Raw genomic sequence first — 15,036 nt, 5'->3', positions numbered from 1 at the left:
CATTCGTCAAACCGCACAAAGTACAAAGATATGACAAAAAAATCCATCCGATCCCCTGAATCCGCGGCTCCGCGCCGCATTGCCGTCATAGGCGCAGGCATTGCGGGCATTGCCTGTGCCCGCACCCTGGTGCAGGCCGGGCACCGCGTCACCGTGTTTGAAAAAAGCCGGGGCGCCGGCGGCCGGATGGCCACACGCGAAAGCGAATTCGGCGGTTTTGACCACGGCACGCAATATTTCACCGTGCGGGACGCGCGCTTTGAAAAAGCCCTGGCCACCGCTACCGGGCTGGTCCGGCCCTGGAGCGCCAACACCGTGCGCATCCTCGATGAACTCGGCCGTGTCGTGGCCTCGGCGCTGCCGCCCAAGGAAGCCCACTGGGTCGCCTCACCCGGCATGAACGCACTGGTGCGGCTGTGGGCCCAGCCCCTCGATGCTGCCGGCCAGCTAGCGCTGGAAACTGAAGTCATGCGGATCGAACCCGACAAGCTGCACGCCAGCCAGTGGCAATTGCAAACCGAAGGGCCCGGCGCAGACAGCCGCGTCCATTCGGGTTTTGATACCGTCATTCTGGCGGTGCCGTCTTCGCAGGCGCAGGCCCTGTTGCTCAGTTCACAACAGGCCAAGCCCCTGGTGGCCGAGCTGTCCGAGGTTAGCGTTGCGCCCTGCTGGACGTTGATGCTGGCCTTTCCGCAGGCGATGCAGCCCACGATGGCGCACCTGGGGCCCCACTGGAATGCAGCGCGCAGCACGCACCACCGCATTGCCTGGCTGGCGCGGGAATCGTCCAAGCCTGGGCGCAGCCCGATCGAACGCTGGACCGTGCAGGCCAGCCCGGAATGGTCGGAGCGCCACCTGGAAGACGATGCCGAGCGCGTCAAGGCCAAGCTGCTGAAGGCCTTCACAGAAGTGACGGGCATCCGCGCCCAGCCGTCACACGCGGCGGTGCACCGCTGGCGCCACGCCCAAACGCAGCAACCGCTGGGCAAAACCCACGCCTGGGACGCCAAATCGCGCATTGGCGCCTGCGGCGACTGGTGTCTGGGTCACCGTGTCGAAGACGGCTTTGTCTCGGGCCTTGAAATGGCCCTCGAAATTTGTTAGCCCCCACGCTTGTCGCTTCGCGTACTGCGCTGCCCCCCGAGGGGGCTGGCCTTGCTTGGGGCGGCCCGGCGCGGCGGCCGCCAGGTTAGCCTTCTCATAGTTCCTTCTGCTTATGGCCTCGGGCTACAAAGGTAGATTTTCCCCTTCGCCCACAGGCCCGCTTCACGCGGGTTCGCTGGTAGCGGCCCTGGCCAGCTGGCTGGATGCCCGGGCGCACCGTGGCCGCTGGCTGGTACGCATCGAAGATGTCGACACCCCGCGCTGTGTGCCGGGCGCAGACCGCGTCATTCTTGAACAACTCGCCTGTTGCGGCCTGGTACCCGATGAAGCACCGGTTTACCAGTCACAACGCGGCGCCCTGTACCAGAATGCCCTGGACGCACTGATCACCCGCGGCCTCGCCTACCCTTGCGCGTGCACGCGACAAGATATCGCGCGGGCACTGGCCGCGTCCGGGCAGGCGCGGGAACGCCATGGCGAACTGGTGTACCCGGGCACCTGCCGCAACGGGCTGCATGGCCGTGCTGCACGTGCGTGGCGGTTTTTGACGCCAAATTATGTGCCAAATAGTGCCCTGGCCCAATCAGAACTTGCGCGAGCAGCTATAGATTTAATAGCAACTGATGCCACGCCAGCGGCCGCCGCACAGGCCGAAATCAGCTGGGATGACCGCCGCCTGGGCACACAGATGCAAAACGTCAGCCGTGAGGTCGGCGACTTTGTCCTCAAACGGGCGGATGGCCTCTGGGCCTACCAGCTCGCCGTAGTGGTAGACGACGCAGCCCAGGGCATCACCGACATCGTTCGCGGCGAAGACCTTGCCGACAACACCGCACGGCAAATCCTGTTGCAGCGCGCACTCGGCCTGCCGCTGCCGCGTTACCTGCATACGCCGCTGGTGCTGGGCCCGAACGGCGAAAAACTGTCCAAGCAGAACGGCGCCCAGCCGCTGGACACCGCCCGCCCCCTGGCGCTGCTGGTCCAGGCCGGCCAAACGCTGGGGCTGGAGGTTGAGCGTATAGCCAACGCAGCGACACCCGCCGCCTGGCTACAACTGGCCGTGCCGCTCTGGGCGACTAAAATCACAGGGTGATTCAAACCTCTCCCCCTGTGCCGCCTGCCTCACCCGAAGGCGCGCCCGCCGACACCCATCCTCCCCACAACATCCGCAGCTTTGTGCGCCGCACCGGCCGCACCACCGCGGGCCAGGCCAAGGCCTTTGCCGATGTGGGCCCGAAGTTTTTGCTGCCGTATGCCGATGCACCACTGGATTTTGAAAAGGCCTTTGGGCGCAACGCTCCCACGATCCTTGAAATAGGTTTTGGCATGGGCGAGGCCACGGCGCACATTGCCGCACTGATGCCCGAAAAGAACCTCCTTTGCTGCGAAGTGCATACGCCCGGCGTGGGCGCCCTGCTCAAACGCATCGACGAACAGAAGCTGTCCAACATCCGCATCCTGCAGCACGATGCGGTCGAAGTGATTGACGACATGCTCCCCCGCGCCAGCCTCGACGGCGCGCACATCTTTTTCCCGGACCCCTGGCACAAGAAAAAACACAACAAGCGCCGGCTGATCCAGCCACCGCTGATCACCAAACTCGCGGCCCGCCTCAAGCCCGGCGGCTACCTGCATTGCGCGACCGACTGGCAACCCTATGCCGAACAGATCCTGGAAGTACTGGGCGCCGAGCCGCTGTTGAAAAATACGGCAGACAGCAGTGCTGGTGGCTATGCCCCCAAGCCAGCCTACCGCCCATTGACCAAATTTGAAAACCGCGGCATCAAGCTGGGGCATGGCGTCTGGGACGTCGTGTTTGTGCGTGCGTGATCTTGCGGCTGCGCGGGTGTGAGCAAAACACCCAAGCTCGGGCTGCATGGTTTGGCCACGCGGGCCGGCATCAGCCCCAGTTGTGTCGGCCTGCCGGCCGGCAGCTGGCCCAGCATCACAGACTTTCTTGTTGAACGCTTTCCGGCCATCTCGCGCGAGGTATGGTTGCAACGCATGCAGGACGGCCTGGTGGTCGATGAATTCGGTGAAGCCGTCACCGCCGAACGCCCCTACCGTGGCCACATGCGCGTGTACTACTACCGCGCACTGGACGAAGAACCCCGCATTCCGTTTGAAGAGTCCGTGCTGTTTCAGGACGAACACCTTGTCGTGGCCGACAAGCCGCATTTCTTGCCTGTGACGCCCTCCGGCCACTACCTGCAGGAGACCCTGCTGGTGCGCCTGAAAAACCGGCTCGGCATCGACGGCCTGGTGCCGATTCACCGCATCGACCGTGAAACCGCAGGCCTGGTGCTGTTCTCCGTCAACCCGGCGGAGCGTGATGCCTACCAGTCATTGTTCCGCCGGCATGAGGTCACGAAGCATTACGAAGCCGTGGCGCCATGGCGCGGCGATATTGGCTTTCCCCTCACACGCAAAAGCCGCATCGTCGAAGACGAACCTTTTTTCCGGCAGCGTGAAATAACGGGTGAGCCCAACAGCCACACGCAGATCGATGTGATCGAGGTACGCGGCGACCACGCGCTGTATGCCCTCAATCCCGTAACGGGCAAGAAGCACCAGCTGCGCGTACACATGAATGCGCTCGGCCTGCCACTGCTGAATGACCGCATGTATCCGCCGGTCGAAGTGACACCGGAAGACGATTATCGCTATCCGCTGCAGTTGCTGGCCAAGTCCATTGCGTTCACGGACCCGGTAACAGGCGAGCAACGACGCTTTGAAAGCCGGCTGGCGCTGCGGGGCCTGCGGCCTTGATGAGGCCTTGGCATATGTCCGCCAAGCCGAGCTGGCCATGACCCAGTGCATCTGCTCAAACACAGCCGCAAACACTAGCCCTCTGTGGGAACTAACGTAAAAATGATCGGACCACCAACACAAGTGGCGAAGCCGCCTTCTGCTGTTGCGGGTCCGTGTCGATTGACATGTTATGCGTTGCCATCACCGGCGAGAGATTCCAATGCTTCCGACGCCGCGACATTCACTTCTTCCTTCTCCTCAGCAGCTGTCGGGCTGTCAACCATGCGCCGAAGATCCTTTGACAAGGCCGAACACAACTCCGACGACGGCCGGATGATGGAAACAATGACTTCGTACTTCCAGCTTTCGTCGTCCGTGGCGAAGACTCGACGCAGGTAGGGGACGAGCGGTACGCCTACGCTCGCAAAGAACGGACCGAGGATCGTGGCCACCGGCCAATTGCGGTCCTGGGTCCACTCTAGAAGCGCGGGAACAATGGGTTCAACTTCGGCGAAGCTGCGACCCGCAACATCACGTGCGACTTGCAGATCACTCTTGTGACGTGGCACCAGTGCGGCGAGTTCAGTACGCATAACGTTTGAGATGATAGGCTGCCGAAGGCGGCCCTCTCGATTCAAGGGTTAGGCCTCGCTGCTACGGCGAATGCCTTCTTCGAGCGCGAAGAACTGTGGATTGCGCGATGCCATCGGGCCGCGAAGCTTATCGATCTCCGCTTCTGGCGCGTGGACCTCGAACCTGACGATCTTTGCGATCTTCAGCGCTTGGCCAAGCAATTCAGCAACGTTCTCACGATGTGCGAGCAGGGCGGCTGCGTCTACGTATCCCTCGCGACAGTGGGCGACGTTGCCGCTGAAAGAGAAGGCGTAGTGCAGGCAACCCGGCTCCGTGCTCGTCTTGGCGACGAGCTTCTGCGCCAGAGCTTTGAAAGCGTCAAGTTGTCCGTCTTGGACCTCGAAATACGGCACCAAGGTGCAGCAGGTGTCAAGCGTAAACATTCATGTTTCCTGTGGTTCTCACGGGCGATGTGCCCGCGCCAATTCTGCACGTAGTGACTCACCTGGGTGCCAGAGAGACAATGATGAGGCGCTGCAGTTGCCGAAGAGCCCTCGCGATGCCTAACGTTTGAGTTCAGCGGCCGCCGAAGGTGGTCCGCTGGAACGGTGGATCAGGTGCCGCGTTGTACCAAGACCTCCCACAATGCTTTCTTGCGAACGTACTTGTTGGTCGTCTGGTGTTCCCTGGACAAGACCTGCCATCCGGTTGCGAACAGTTCGTCGACGCCCTGCGCATCAAAGAACCTCTTGGCCTGGCCGTCAACAAGGTAGTAGTTGGGCTCAATGGCAGGATGCCCAGTGGCTCCAAAGTTCTTGTCCTGGACCGAGTTCAGCCGGCACAAGAGCAGCCCACCCGGCTTGAGCGTCTGCCTGATCCGGCTCACAAGTTCCAGGGTTTCATGCCATGGAAAGTAGTGCAGAGTGAGGCTTGCCACAACGGCACCCGCTTCGCCAGAGCGGAGGGGAAACGGATCCCTGATGTCCTGGCATGAGATGCGTGCCTGAGGTGCCCGGAGCCTCGCAGCGGCGACAGAGGTGGCGGAAAGATCGAAGGCGAGAACAGAAAGGCCGGCACCGACCAAGGTGGACGTGTCTGCGCCCGTTCCACAGCCGATCTCAAGCACCGGCTGTGAGCCAACGGACTCCTGGAGCATCGGAAGCCATCGGCCAAGCCACGGGTCGTGGAGCATGTGTTCCTTGATTCCTAATGTTTGAGGTGAACGGTTGCCGCAGGCAGTCCGCAGGAATGATGGGGTAGGTTTTTCATGGGCGTGCGAAAAGCGTAATTGACTTACATCCGCCGGTCGTGCCGCCTAATGCGCCCTTTTGATTTGTTGAGCAGCGAGTTGCGCCGTCCTCTTGATTCCATCTCGGTACGCCTCAACCAGCTCCCCCGCTCTACTGAGGGCATCCTCGAACGATGCGAACGTGTAATTCGCGTTGGCGGTGATCTCGTCATCCGAATTCTTGTTGGCGTCTGCACCATAACTGATGGATTGCGAATAGATCGAATCTTCTGTCTTTATGTCTACGAGTTCAAACGAGATATTCAATCTGGGTGCGAACGTCGTCTTTAGCCGACTGGAATAAAGTCCCATATTCGATATGGTCACTGTCAGTATGCTGTCCGCGGTGATTGCGCTATTTTTGTAGTCAATCGAAGTTGGGTCGTCCTTTTCATATTTGATTCCATCTCCCGGTATGGCGCTTTGGTTGGCCTCCTTCAAAGCACTCAAAGTGGCAGATGCAAGTTCCTCTTGTACGTTGAAGGCCTGCTTTTCCAGCGCCGCCTTAAGTTCGTTGATTCGATTCTTTTCAACCCCCTTTTTCACGAAGAAGGCCGGGCCGGGAAAGATAATATCCAGGCCGTTTGGCGCATTTTCAATTGAAAACTTCTCTACCGGCTGAACGGAGGCTACGGCGATAACTCTTTCACCGGGAGTCAAACTCGCCTCTGCTGCAGATAATTGCAATGGAAGAATCGAGATAAAGAATAGTGCGATGGTTGTTCGAGTTAAGTGGATCATGTCGTGGGCATAGCGTTTAAAAATTTAATGAAACCTGACATTGGAGTTGGCCGGCACGCAGTGGCAATGCGCCGCGACGTTTTCCGTATCGAGCGACCTGTTAGACCGCGGAACCCTGCTAAGGACGTCGCTGGACAAAGAGCCTCCATGCGGGGTATCCGGCAAGTAGCAGACAAGTGGCGAGCATTGCGACAAAGCCATAACCCGACACAATGCCCGGTGCTAGCCACTCGACCAAGCCCACGAGGGCAAAAAACCAGACGAGCCCCATCGCGAAAAGTGCGCCAATGAAATGAATGGCCTTGGACATGGGCGGCTGTTCTTATGCGACCTGACGTTTGAATTCAGCGGCCGCCAATGGCGGTCCGCTGGAATGATGGATTAAACCGCACGCTTGAAAGCAAGCATGGAAACTGCGGCCACAAGAGACAGCTTTGAAAGCAGCGGGAGGTATACCGAAAGAACGTGACCCAAAGGAGCTTCGTCATATTCGACGAAGACCACTGCGCGCCAGATTTCAGCGGGACGACCAACGCCGACCGGCAAAAAGAATAAGTTCCAGAGCAAACCGCTGAGGCCAGCTATGGCGAAGCAAGCACCAGCAAGCCATGAGTGACGAAGCCATACAAACACGGCTAGAGCAAGCCATAAAAGCGGCAAGCCCCAGAGCGATAGCTTCGTGAGTCGATGTGCGATGGAGTCCATGAGGTCTAACGTTGGCGCTGCCCGGCGCGCAGCATGCGCCGCGAAGCGGCAACCTGCTGCTGCATGTCCGCGTCGAGCACCCTGTTAGATTGAATTTCTTTTCCTGAGCTTGTGAAGTGCATAGCCAGTGAATCCTTGATGTATGAAACCGAATAGTGCCATGAGAGGTATCCAAGCGGCAAAGTATTGGGGCAAAGCCAGTAGCACCATCAGGCAAGCCAACAGGCCCGCTCCAAACGTTAAGTCGCGCCAAGCAAACCATCGCGCAAATGCTTCAATGCCTTCAGGCGGGCGCGCAATCCATTGATGTGTAAGTTCAACGCGGCCTTTGACTCCCATCTGATAGGCGCGCCAGAGAAGAAATGACGCCATACCAACAGGCAGGACCAGAAATACTAAAACCGTGAGCGCGTACATTTGAAAATCTAACGTCGAAGCTGCCCGGCACGCAGCATGCGCCGCGAAGCGGCATTCTGCAGCTGCGTGTCCGTGCCGAGCGAAATGTTAAGTCTCATATACCCCGCGCCTCAAATTCGTCAACCAAGGCGTACCACTTCTCGATCTCTTCCCTTCGCTGCGCATTTCCTTCCAAGACATCCACTTGGTGACGCGCCAAGTAGAACTCATTTTCCCCTCGTATCCGTCCGCGCGCCTTGATTTTCTCCAGCCGCGCTTCCTCCTTAGCAGAGAATTCAGGGTAATGGATAGCGATCGCACGGTCGAGCGCCTTTGCAGCATGCGCCCGCATCGCAGGTGGTAACGATTTCAACAGCATGGGTGTCTCTCGCAAGCCCTGTTCCATGCCTGTTGCAAGCGCGGACCTCGGGTGTTCCCCGGTAGGCTCAGCGTAAATCGGTCGAGCTTTTTTCCAGCTCTCGCATAGCTGCAGGGTACGCTCATCTTCTACGGTCGCGAGTTCGCTGTGCAGATCGTCATAGAGTGCGACCAACTTCGAGAGCTTGTCAGTGCGTGACATATGTGAGACTTAACGTAATGTATGCCGCAAAACCTGCGGTATAACCTGGCGCTTGCAATCTAATCTGGACATCTAAAACCCCTGTAAGCCGCTTGCATGCTGGGTTTCAAGCCCACAAACAGTAAATTTATACAGTTATAAAAATTCCGTGAAACCCCGCAAATTTTCCGTCCAGTTTCACCCAGCTTTTTGCATTGAGCAAGTTGACGACATGATCCAAACGATGAAAGCGCTCTGAGCAAGCCGTCCTTAAAACCGCCGGCTCCGCAGTCCCATTGTTTCCTGCATCTTCAACCCTTTTAAGGCTGCACGCCGCGTGATGCTCAGGCCCTGACCTCTTTTGCAGTGATTTGATACTTGAAATCATCCGGTGCGTAGGAGTCAAAACGGCCGGCCGCATTTTCAGCCACGGGGTACATGAAGAAGCCGAGCTTCTCGCCGCTGGCCTTGGGCAGCGTGACATCATGCGCAGTGTTGTAGGCCATCCAGTTGCCTTCCCAGCCGCCAAACAGCGCCTTGTTCACAGGAGCCACCACCGGGTTGGCGGTGGTCTTGATCCATTCGGCCGTTTCCAGGCGCATGACCTTGGCCACGTCGGCAGGGTCCATCGCCACCCAGCCGTAGCCCTTGAGGTAGACCTCCGAGCGGCAATGCTGCGCGCCCTTCAGGCTGGTCGGATTGCCCGAGAGCTCCTTATAGCCAAAGGCTGAAGGCACCAGGCGAATGCCGTACACGTCACGTGCCGGCAGGCCCACCGAGCGGCACAGGCCCACGAACAGCGCATTCAGGTCGGCACACTTGCCGCCCAGGTTGCCGGTTTCCAGCATGGTCTTGATGTCGCCTTCGCCGCAACCGCGTACCTTGGGTTCGCGGTAGGTGTTGGCCACGATCCAGTCGTAGAGTTTTTGCGCCTTTTCGACATCGGTTTTGGCACCCTGGGTGGCGGCCAGCGCTGTCTTGCGCACAATGCCGTCGGTCGGGATGAGGACTGTGGGACGCGTGAAGTAACGCAGCGTGTCGGCGCTTTCGGCTGGGGCGGTTTTCTGTGACCAGTCCATGGCACGGCCTTGCGTCTGCACGCGGCTGGTCAGCTCCACATAGGGCTTTGTTTCAGTGGCCGCAAACTCCACATACAGCATCTTCGCGCCGTCCTGACCGTCCTGCATGAGCTTGGCGGTGCCGTTGCTCGAAAAGCCGTTTTCCAGCGAGTGCTGGTAGTCGCTGTTGACCGAGGGGATCGGCAGCCACACCTTGGTCACGCCTTGGGGTTTGGCGATGTCCACACGCGTGGTCACGTCGAAAGTTCGCCAGGCGCCGCTTTGGGGTGCAAAGTTGCTGCGGCTGGGCGCGGCGGCGGGCGTCTGGGCAAAGTTGATGGTTGGCAATGCAGCAGCCACGGCGGCGGCTGCGGTGTTCTTGAGGAAAGTGCGGCGTACGGTCGACATGAAAGGTATCTCCGGGTGGGTGTGAGTGCGACGTGCACCGGGGCAGGTAAAGATGCTCCGGGATGTCTGACAGCCCACACAGCCCGCAAAGGCAGCGCAAGGGCTGGCCCTGGATTATCGCCGGTGCCGTGCCGAGACAGATTCAGGGCTTGAGCAAGCCGGCAATCAGCTTTTCGGCGGCCGGGCTGGTCCAGTCGACCTCGCCTGTCACGCGCTGGCGCGGCCGGCCGCTGCGGTCAATCATCAAGGTTGTCGGAAAAACCTTCACACCCCAGCCCCGGGCAACTTTGCCATCCAGGTCCAGCAGCACCGGCAGTGTTACCCCGGTGGTCTTGGCGAACTGCAGCGCACGCGCCGCCGGCTCCTTGAAATTGATGGCCAGCACCAGCAGTTTGTCATCGCCGTAGAGGTCGGCAATCTGCTGCAGCGTCGGCATTTCAGCGCGGCAGGGCTCGCACCAGCTGGCCCAGAAATTCAACAGCACGGCACGGCCGCGCAAATCAGCCGGGCGCCAGGTCTTTCCGGTTGTGTCCACCAGCGAGAACGCTGCCAATGGACCAGCCCAGGGAGCCACTTCATAAGCCGGGCCGGTCAGCCCCTGCGACATTGCGGGAAGCACGGCCGCCCCTGAGCCGGCGGTGACTGTCTGCAGCAGGAAATGGCGGCGGGAAATAAACGGGGTCGGCATGGGCCTGGTGTTGGTACGCAGGTTGAGGGGTAAATGGGGTGGACAACTTCTATCGCTGCAAGAACATGCACTGCCTGCATTTTAGGGACCGTATAGCATCCGCTGCATGCGCCAGCCGGCGCCTTCACACAAATCACGGGAACTTCATGAACATCCATATCCGGAATGCACAAGCCAGCGACGCCGCAGTGATTCACGCCTTCATCGTGGAACTGGCCATCTATGAAAAAGCTGAGCACGAGGTCATCGCGAGCGTCGCCGACATTGAGCGCAGCCTGTTTGAGGCCGGGACACCTGCGCGGGCCCTCATCTGCGAGATAGACGGCCAGCCAGTGGGCTTTGCGGTGTACTTTCTCAGCTACTCCACCTGGCTGGGACGCAAAGGCATGTACCTGGAGGATTTGTACGTATCGCCCCAACACCGGGGTAGCGGCGCCGGCAAGCGGCTGTTGCGCCACCTGGCCCGGCTGGCTTTTGACAGCGGCTGCGGGCGGCTCGAATGGAGCGTGCTGGACTGGAACGAGCCGGCCATCCAGTTTTACCAGTCGCTGGGCGCCAAGCCGCAAGCTGAATGGGTGCGCTACCGCATGACCGGTGACACCTTGCAGCACTTCGCTCTGGGGGACACAAGCCAGGTTCAGCCAACGCCCTGAGCCGGTCGTGCAATATCGGTGCAGACCCGGCTTTTTGTAAGAAATGGCAGCATTCAGCGACCAAGTGACACAGGAAGTACAGATGGCGGTGATTGACCCCGCTCAGCCCAGCGGGCGATCCAAAAAAGAACCCTATATAGGACAGCATTTGGCCGGCGCCGCTTGCGCCCAAAGCGGTTCAGTCCTACAAAGGCGTTTCGCTATCTGCTTTTAAATCTGTCGATATCACTTAACTGGCTGACCCAACGTGAACCTGCCCCTCAAATTTCCCGGCCTGGCTGAGGCCCTGCCAACGGCATCGCCGCAGTTCATTAACCTCTACAACGAGTCGCAATCGGGCCAGACCCAAAATGTGGCGCAGGAGCTGGAAGAGGGTTTGCTTGAGCCCACGGCCACCATCAGCCCCAAATTCTTTTACAACGAGCTGGGCTCCAAACTTTTCGAGGCCATTACGGGCCTGGAGGAGTACTACCCAACCCGCACCGAGGCCGCCATATTTGCGGCGTCTTACCCGCAGATCGCCGCCACGCTGAGCGCGAACGGCATCCACAACGCCTGCCTGATCGACCTGGGCGCCGGCAATTGCGCCAAAGCTGCAGCGCTCATTCCGCATCTTCAGCCGCGGCAATATGTGCCGGTCGACATCTCGGTGGAATTTTTGCGGGATGCCGCCGCGCAGGTGCAAAACAGCTTCCCCGCGCTCGACATCGTCGGCCTGGGCATGGATTTTTCGTCCGGCCTGGTATTGCCGCGCGAAGTGCAAAGCCAGGAACGGGTGTTTTTCTACCCCGGCTCCAGCCTGGGCAACTTTCATCCGGCGCAGGCCCTGCGGTTCTTGCAGCACATCGCCGACCCGGCGCAAGGCAAGGCGCGCGGCCTGCTGCTGGGCATTGACCTGGTGAAGGACACCGCACGGCTGGAAGCGGCTTATGACGACGCGCTGGGCGTGACCGCTGCCTTCAACAAAAACCTGCTGCTCAACGTCAACGAGCTCCTGCAGGCGGATTTTGATGTTCGCCAGTGGCACCATGTGGCGCTCTTCAATGCCGCGGAGTCGCGCATCGAAATGCACCTGGAAGCCTTGTCGGACCTTACGGTGCGCTGGCCTGGGCATGCGCGGCGCTTTGGCGCCGGCGAGCGCATCCACACCGAATGCTCTTACAAGTACACCTTGGAAAGCATGACGGCGCTGCTGCGGCAGGCCGGATTCGGGCAGGTTCGCTACTGGACCGACCCGCAAAGCTGGTTTGCGGTGTTCTGGGCCGCTATTGAGTGAAAAAGCAATGAAAAAAGGCCAATTTCCTGAACGAAATTGGCCTCCAGCCCTTTACTACCTTGCGCGAGCAGCTATCAAATTAATAGCGCTTTGACGGACCGCCTCAGGCGCGCTCGGTCACCCAGGCCTGCACCGACTTCAGTGCATCACCGAGCTTGGACGCATCGGTGCCGCCGGCCATGGCCATGTCGGCCTTGCCTCCGCCCTTGCCGCCCACCTGCTGGGCCACAAAGTTCACCAGTTCACCGGCCTTGACCTTGCCCACGCTGTCGGCGGTCACGCCCGCGGCGATCTGCACCTTGTCGCCATCGACGGCGGCCAGCACGATGACGGCGGTCTTGAGCTTGTCTTTCAGCTTGTCCATGGTGTCGCGCAGCGTCTTGGCATCGGCGCCTTCCAGCTTCGCGGCCAGCACCTTAAGGCCCTTGACGTCGACAGCCTGCGTGACCAGCTCGTCGCCTTGTGACGAAGCCAGTTTGCCTTTGAGCGCGGCGATTTCTTTCTCCAGCGATTTGACCTGGTCCAGCACCTGGCTGATGCGGCCCTGCAACTCGGACGGGCTGGCCTTGAGCGAGCCGGCCGCGGCTTCTACCGTGGATTCGAGCGTCTGCAAGTAGGCCAGCGCGTTTTCGCCGGTGACGGCTTCCACACGTCGCACGCCCGCCGCCACACCGCTCTCGGCCACGATCTTGAACAGGCCGATATCACCGGTGCGTTTGACGTGAACACCACCACAGAGCTCCTTGCTGGAGCCAATCGTCAGCACGCGCACGGTCTCACCGTACTTTTCACCGAAGAGCATCATCGCGCCGGACTTCTGGGCATCTTCCATGGCCATCACGCTGGCATCGGTGGCCACGTTGGACAAAATTTCGGCATTGACGCGCGCCTCGATCTCGCGGATCTGCGCGTCAGTAACAGGCGCGTTATGCGCAAAGTCAAAACGCGTGCGCTCGGCATTCACGAGTGAACCCTTTTGCTGCACGTGATCACCCAGCACTTCACGCAGGGCCTTGTGCATCAGGTGGGTGGCGCTGTGGTTGCGCACGGTTGCGGCGCGCAGCGCGGTGTTGACCTGCGCGGTCACGGTGTCGCCGACTTTCAGCGTACCCTCTTCCTGCGTGCCATGGTGGCCGAACACATCGGCCTTGATCTTGAGCGTATCGTCCACCGTGAAGGTGGAGCCGGCAGCCGTGAGCCGGCCCTGGTCACCGACCTGGCCGCCGCTTTCGGCGTAGAACGGTGTCGTGCTCAGCACCACCACGCCGCTTTGGCCTGCATTGAGTGCCTGCACGGCCACACCGTCGGCATACAGCGCGACGACTTTGGCGGGCTCTTCGAGCAATTCGTAGCCGGTGAAAGCGTGGCCTTCGCCGGAATATTCCAGCGCACGGTCCATCTTGAACTTGCCGGCGGCGCGTGCCTGGTTCTTCTGCTTGTCCATGGCCGCCTTGAAGCCGGCTTCATCAACTTCCACACCGCGTTCGCGGCACACGTCGGCCGACAAGTCCAGCGGGAAGCCGTAGGTGTCGTGCAGCTTGAAGGCCACGTCACCCGGCAGCACCTTGGCACCACCGGCCAAAGCGGTGTCCAGAATCGTCATGCCGATTTCCAGCGTTTCGAAGAAGCGCTCTTCTTCGGCTTTCAGCACGGACGTGATGCGGGCTTCGTCGGCCTTGAGCTTGGGATAGGCATCACCCATCAGGCGGGCCAGGTCAGCCACCAGCTTGTGGAAGAACGGCGTCTTCTTGCCCAGCTTGTAGCCGTGGCGGATCGCGCGGCGGATGATGCGGCGCTGCACGTAACCCCGGCCTTCGTTGGACGGGTTGACGCCGTCACTCACCAGGAACGCTGTGGCGCGGATGTGGTCGGCAATGACAAACAGGCTCTTGTTGCCCAGGTCTTTTTCGCCAGTCTCGCGTGATGCCGCCTTGATCAGCTCGGCAAAGATGTCAATTTCATAGTTGCTGTGCACGTGCTGCAGGATGGCGGCCAGGCGCTCCAGGCCCATGCCGGTGTCCACACAAGGCGCGGGCAGCTTGGTGACGCTGCCGTCGGCGGCCATGTCGAACTGCATGAACACGTTGTTCCAGATTTCGATGAAGCGGTCGCCGTCTTCGTCGGGGCTGCCGGGCGGGCCGCCGGGGATGTGGTCGCCGTGGTCGTAAAAGATTTCGCTGCACGGGCCGCAGGGGCCGGTGTCGGCCATCATCCAGAAGTTGTCGGACTTGTAGCGGCCGCCCTTGTTGTCGCCGATGCGGATCACGCGCTCAGGCGGCAATCCGATTTCTTTCGTCCAGATGTCGTAGGCCTCATCGTCCTCTTCATACACCGTGGCCAGCAGGCGTTCGGGCGGCAGCTTGTAAACCTCGGTCAGCAGCTCCCAGGCCCATTTGAGCGATTCGCGCTTGAAGTAGTCGCCGAAGCTCCAGTTGCCCAGCATCTCGAAAAAGGTGTGGTGGCGCGCGGTGTAGCCCACGTTTTCCAGGTCGTTGTGCTTGCCGCCGGCGCGCAGGCAGGCCTGTACCGACGCTGCGCGCACGTAGGGGCGCTTGTCGGTGCCGAGGAACACATCCTTGAACTGCACCATGCCCGAGTTGGTGAACATCAGCGTCGGGTCATTGCCCGGCACCAGCGAGCTGGACGGCACCACGGTGTGGCCCTTGGACGCGAAGAAATCGAGAAATGTCTTGCGAATGTCCGAGACGGTGAATACGGGCGTTGAAGCTGACGTGGAGGCTGACGAGGAAGTGGGATGGCTCATGGTCTGCAATAGTGGTTTTGGCAAGGCGGCGCCCTCGGGCTCACCCGCTTTGGCTAAGCCTTTGATTATAGG

At 60.3% G+C, this 15,036-nt stretch carries 16 protein-coding genes; 6 read left to right on the top strand and 10 right to left on the bottom strand.

The genetic code is table 11. The features are described from left to right. Positions 1–30 precede the first annotated feature (30 nt). The 4 genes from AC1DZE_RS06600 to AC1DZE_RS06585 all read left to right on the top strand — a co-directional run bounded on the left by AC1DZE_RS06600 (position 31) and on the right by AC1DZE_RS06585 (position 3,873). The gene (locus AC1DZE_RS06600; protein ID WP_477673452.1) at positions 31–1,104 is read left to right on the top strand and encodes an NAD(P)/FAD-dependent oxidoreductase; all 1,074 of its coding nucleotides are present in this window, start codon (positions 31–33) and stop codon (positions 1,102–1,104) included. Positions 1,105–1,216: 112 nt separating this feature from the next. Continuing rightward, positions 1,217–2,197, top strand: coding sequence for a tRNA glutamyl-Q(34) synthetase GluQRS (gene gluQRS / locus AC1DZE_RS06595; protein WP_477673451.1), 981 nt, complete (start codon positions 1,217–1,219; stop codon positions 2,195–2,197). 17 nt (positions 2,198–2,214) lie between these two features. Next, positions 2,215–2,934 carry a tRNA (guanosine(46)-N7)-methyltransferase TrmB gene (gene trmB, locus AC1DZE_RS06590; RefSeq protein WP_477668948.1) on the top strand — a complete coding sequence of 240 codons (720 nt, stop codon included), beginning with the start codon at positions 2,215–2,217 and terminating at the stop codon, positions 2,932–2,934. Positions 2,935–2,952: 18 nt separating this feature from the next. Continuing rightward, positions 2,953–3,873, top strand: a complete 921-nt coding sequence (locus AC1DZE_RS06585; protein WP_477668947.1) for an RluA family pseudouridine synthase — start codon at positions 2,953–2,955, stop codon at positions 3,871–3,873. Positions 3,874–4,043: 170 nt separating this feature from the next. Here AC1DZE_RS06585 and AC1DZE_RS06580 read toward each other — a convergent pair whose 3' ends face one another. The 9 genes from AC1DZE_RS06580 to AC1DZE_RS06540 all read right to left on the bottom strand — a co-directional run bounded on the left by AC1DZE_RS06580 (position 4,044) and on the right by AC1DZE_RS06540 (position 10,271). Continuing rightward, positions 4,044–4,448 (bottom strand): DUF5071 domain-containing protein, encoded by a 405-nt coding sequence (locus AC1DZE_RS06580; protein WP_477673930.1) that lies wholly within the window; start codon positions 4,446–4,448, stop codon positions 4,044–4,046. Positions 4,449–4,496: 48 nt separating this feature from the next. Then, positions 4,497–4,871, bottom strand: a complete 375-nt coding sequence (locus AC1DZE_RS06575; RefSeq protein WP_477673931.1) for a putative quinol monooxygenase — start codon at positions 4,869–4,871, stop codon at positions 4,497–4,499. Positions 4,872–5,041: 170 nt separating this feature from the next. Beyond that, positions 5,042–5,620, bottom strand: coding sequence for a class I SAM-dependent methyltransferase (locus AC1DZE_RS06570; RefSeq protein WP_477673932.1), 579 nt, complete (start codon positions 5,618–5,620; stop codon positions 5,042–5,044). Positions 5,621–5,743: 123 nt separating this feature from the next. Further along, the gene (locus tag AC1DZE_RS06565; protein ID WP_477668944.1) at positions 5,744–6,457 is read right to left on the bottom strand and encodes a hypothetical protein; all 714 of its coding nucleotides are present in this window, start codon (positions 6,455–6,457) and stop codon (positions 5,744–5,746) included. 381 nt (positions 6,458–6,838) lie between these two features. Beyond that, positions 6,839–7,162 carry a hypothetical protein gene (locus tag AC1DZE_RS06560; RefSeq protein WP_477668942.1) on the bottom strand — a complete coding sequence of 108 codons (324 nt, stop codon included), beginning with the start codon at positions 7,160–7,162 and terminating at the stop codon, positions 6,839–6,841. A gap of 84 nt (positions 7,163–7,246) precedes the next feature. Further along, entirely contained in the window at positions 7,247–7,579 is a 333-nt protein-coding gene (locus AC1DZE_RS06555; RefSeq protein WP_477674420.1) for a hypothetical protein, read from the bottom strand. Between the two features lie 94 nt (positions 7,580–7,673). Next, on the bottom strand, positions 7,674–8,138 hold the full coding sequence (locus AC1DZE_RS06550) for a hypothetical protein (protein WP_477699898.1): 465 nt from the start codon (positions 8,136–8,138) through the stop codon (positions 7,674–7,676). 323 nt (positions 8,139–8,461) lie between these two features. Next, positions 8,462–9,583, bottom strand: coding sequence for a transglutaminase-like domain-containing protein (locus tag AC1DZE_RS06545; RefSeq protein WP_477699897.1), 1,122 nt, complete (start codon positions 9,581–9,583; stop codon positions 8,462–8,464). A 142-nt stretch (positions 9,584–9,725) separates the two neighbouring features. Next, positions 9,726–10,271: a TlpA disulfide reductase family protein gene (locus AC1DZE_RS06540; protein WP_477699896.1), complete on the bottom strand. Its 546-nt coding sequence runs from the start codon at positions 10,269–10,271 to the stop codon at positions 9,726–9,728. 146 nt (positions 10,272–10,417) lie between these two features. On the opposite strand from AC1DZE_RS06540, the gene AC1DZE_RS06535 reads away from it, so the two are divergent. Beyond that, complete coding sequence (locus AC1DZE_RS06535) at positions 10,418–10,924, top strand: N-acetyltransferase family protein (protein ID WP_477674404.1); 507 nt, start codon at positions 10,418–10,420, stop codon at positions 10,922–10,924. A 247-nt stretch (positions 10,925–11,171) separates the two neighbouring features. Continuing rightward, entirely contained in the window at positions 11,172–12,200 is a 1,029-nt protein-coding gene (egtD, locus tag AC1DZE_RS06530) for an L-histidine N(alpha)-methyltransferase (protein ID WP_477674405.1), read from the top strand. Between the two features lie 103 nt (positions 12,201–12,303). On the opposite strand, the gene alaS is transcribed toward egtD, so the two are convergent. Then, positions 12,304–14,964: an alanine--tRNA ligase gene (gene alaS / locus AC1DZE_RS06525; protein ID WP_477699895.1), complete on the bottom strand. Its 2,661-nt coding sequence runs from the start codon at positions 14,962–14,964 to the stop codon at positions 12,304–12,306. Between the last annotated feature and the right edge of the window lie 72 nt (positions 14,965–15,036).

This window comes from Polaromonas sp. P1_F1, assembly GCF_056405795.1.
The sequence above is the reverse complement of the archived record's forward strand: the minus strand, read 5'-3'. Positions and strand labels throughout refer to the sequence as shown.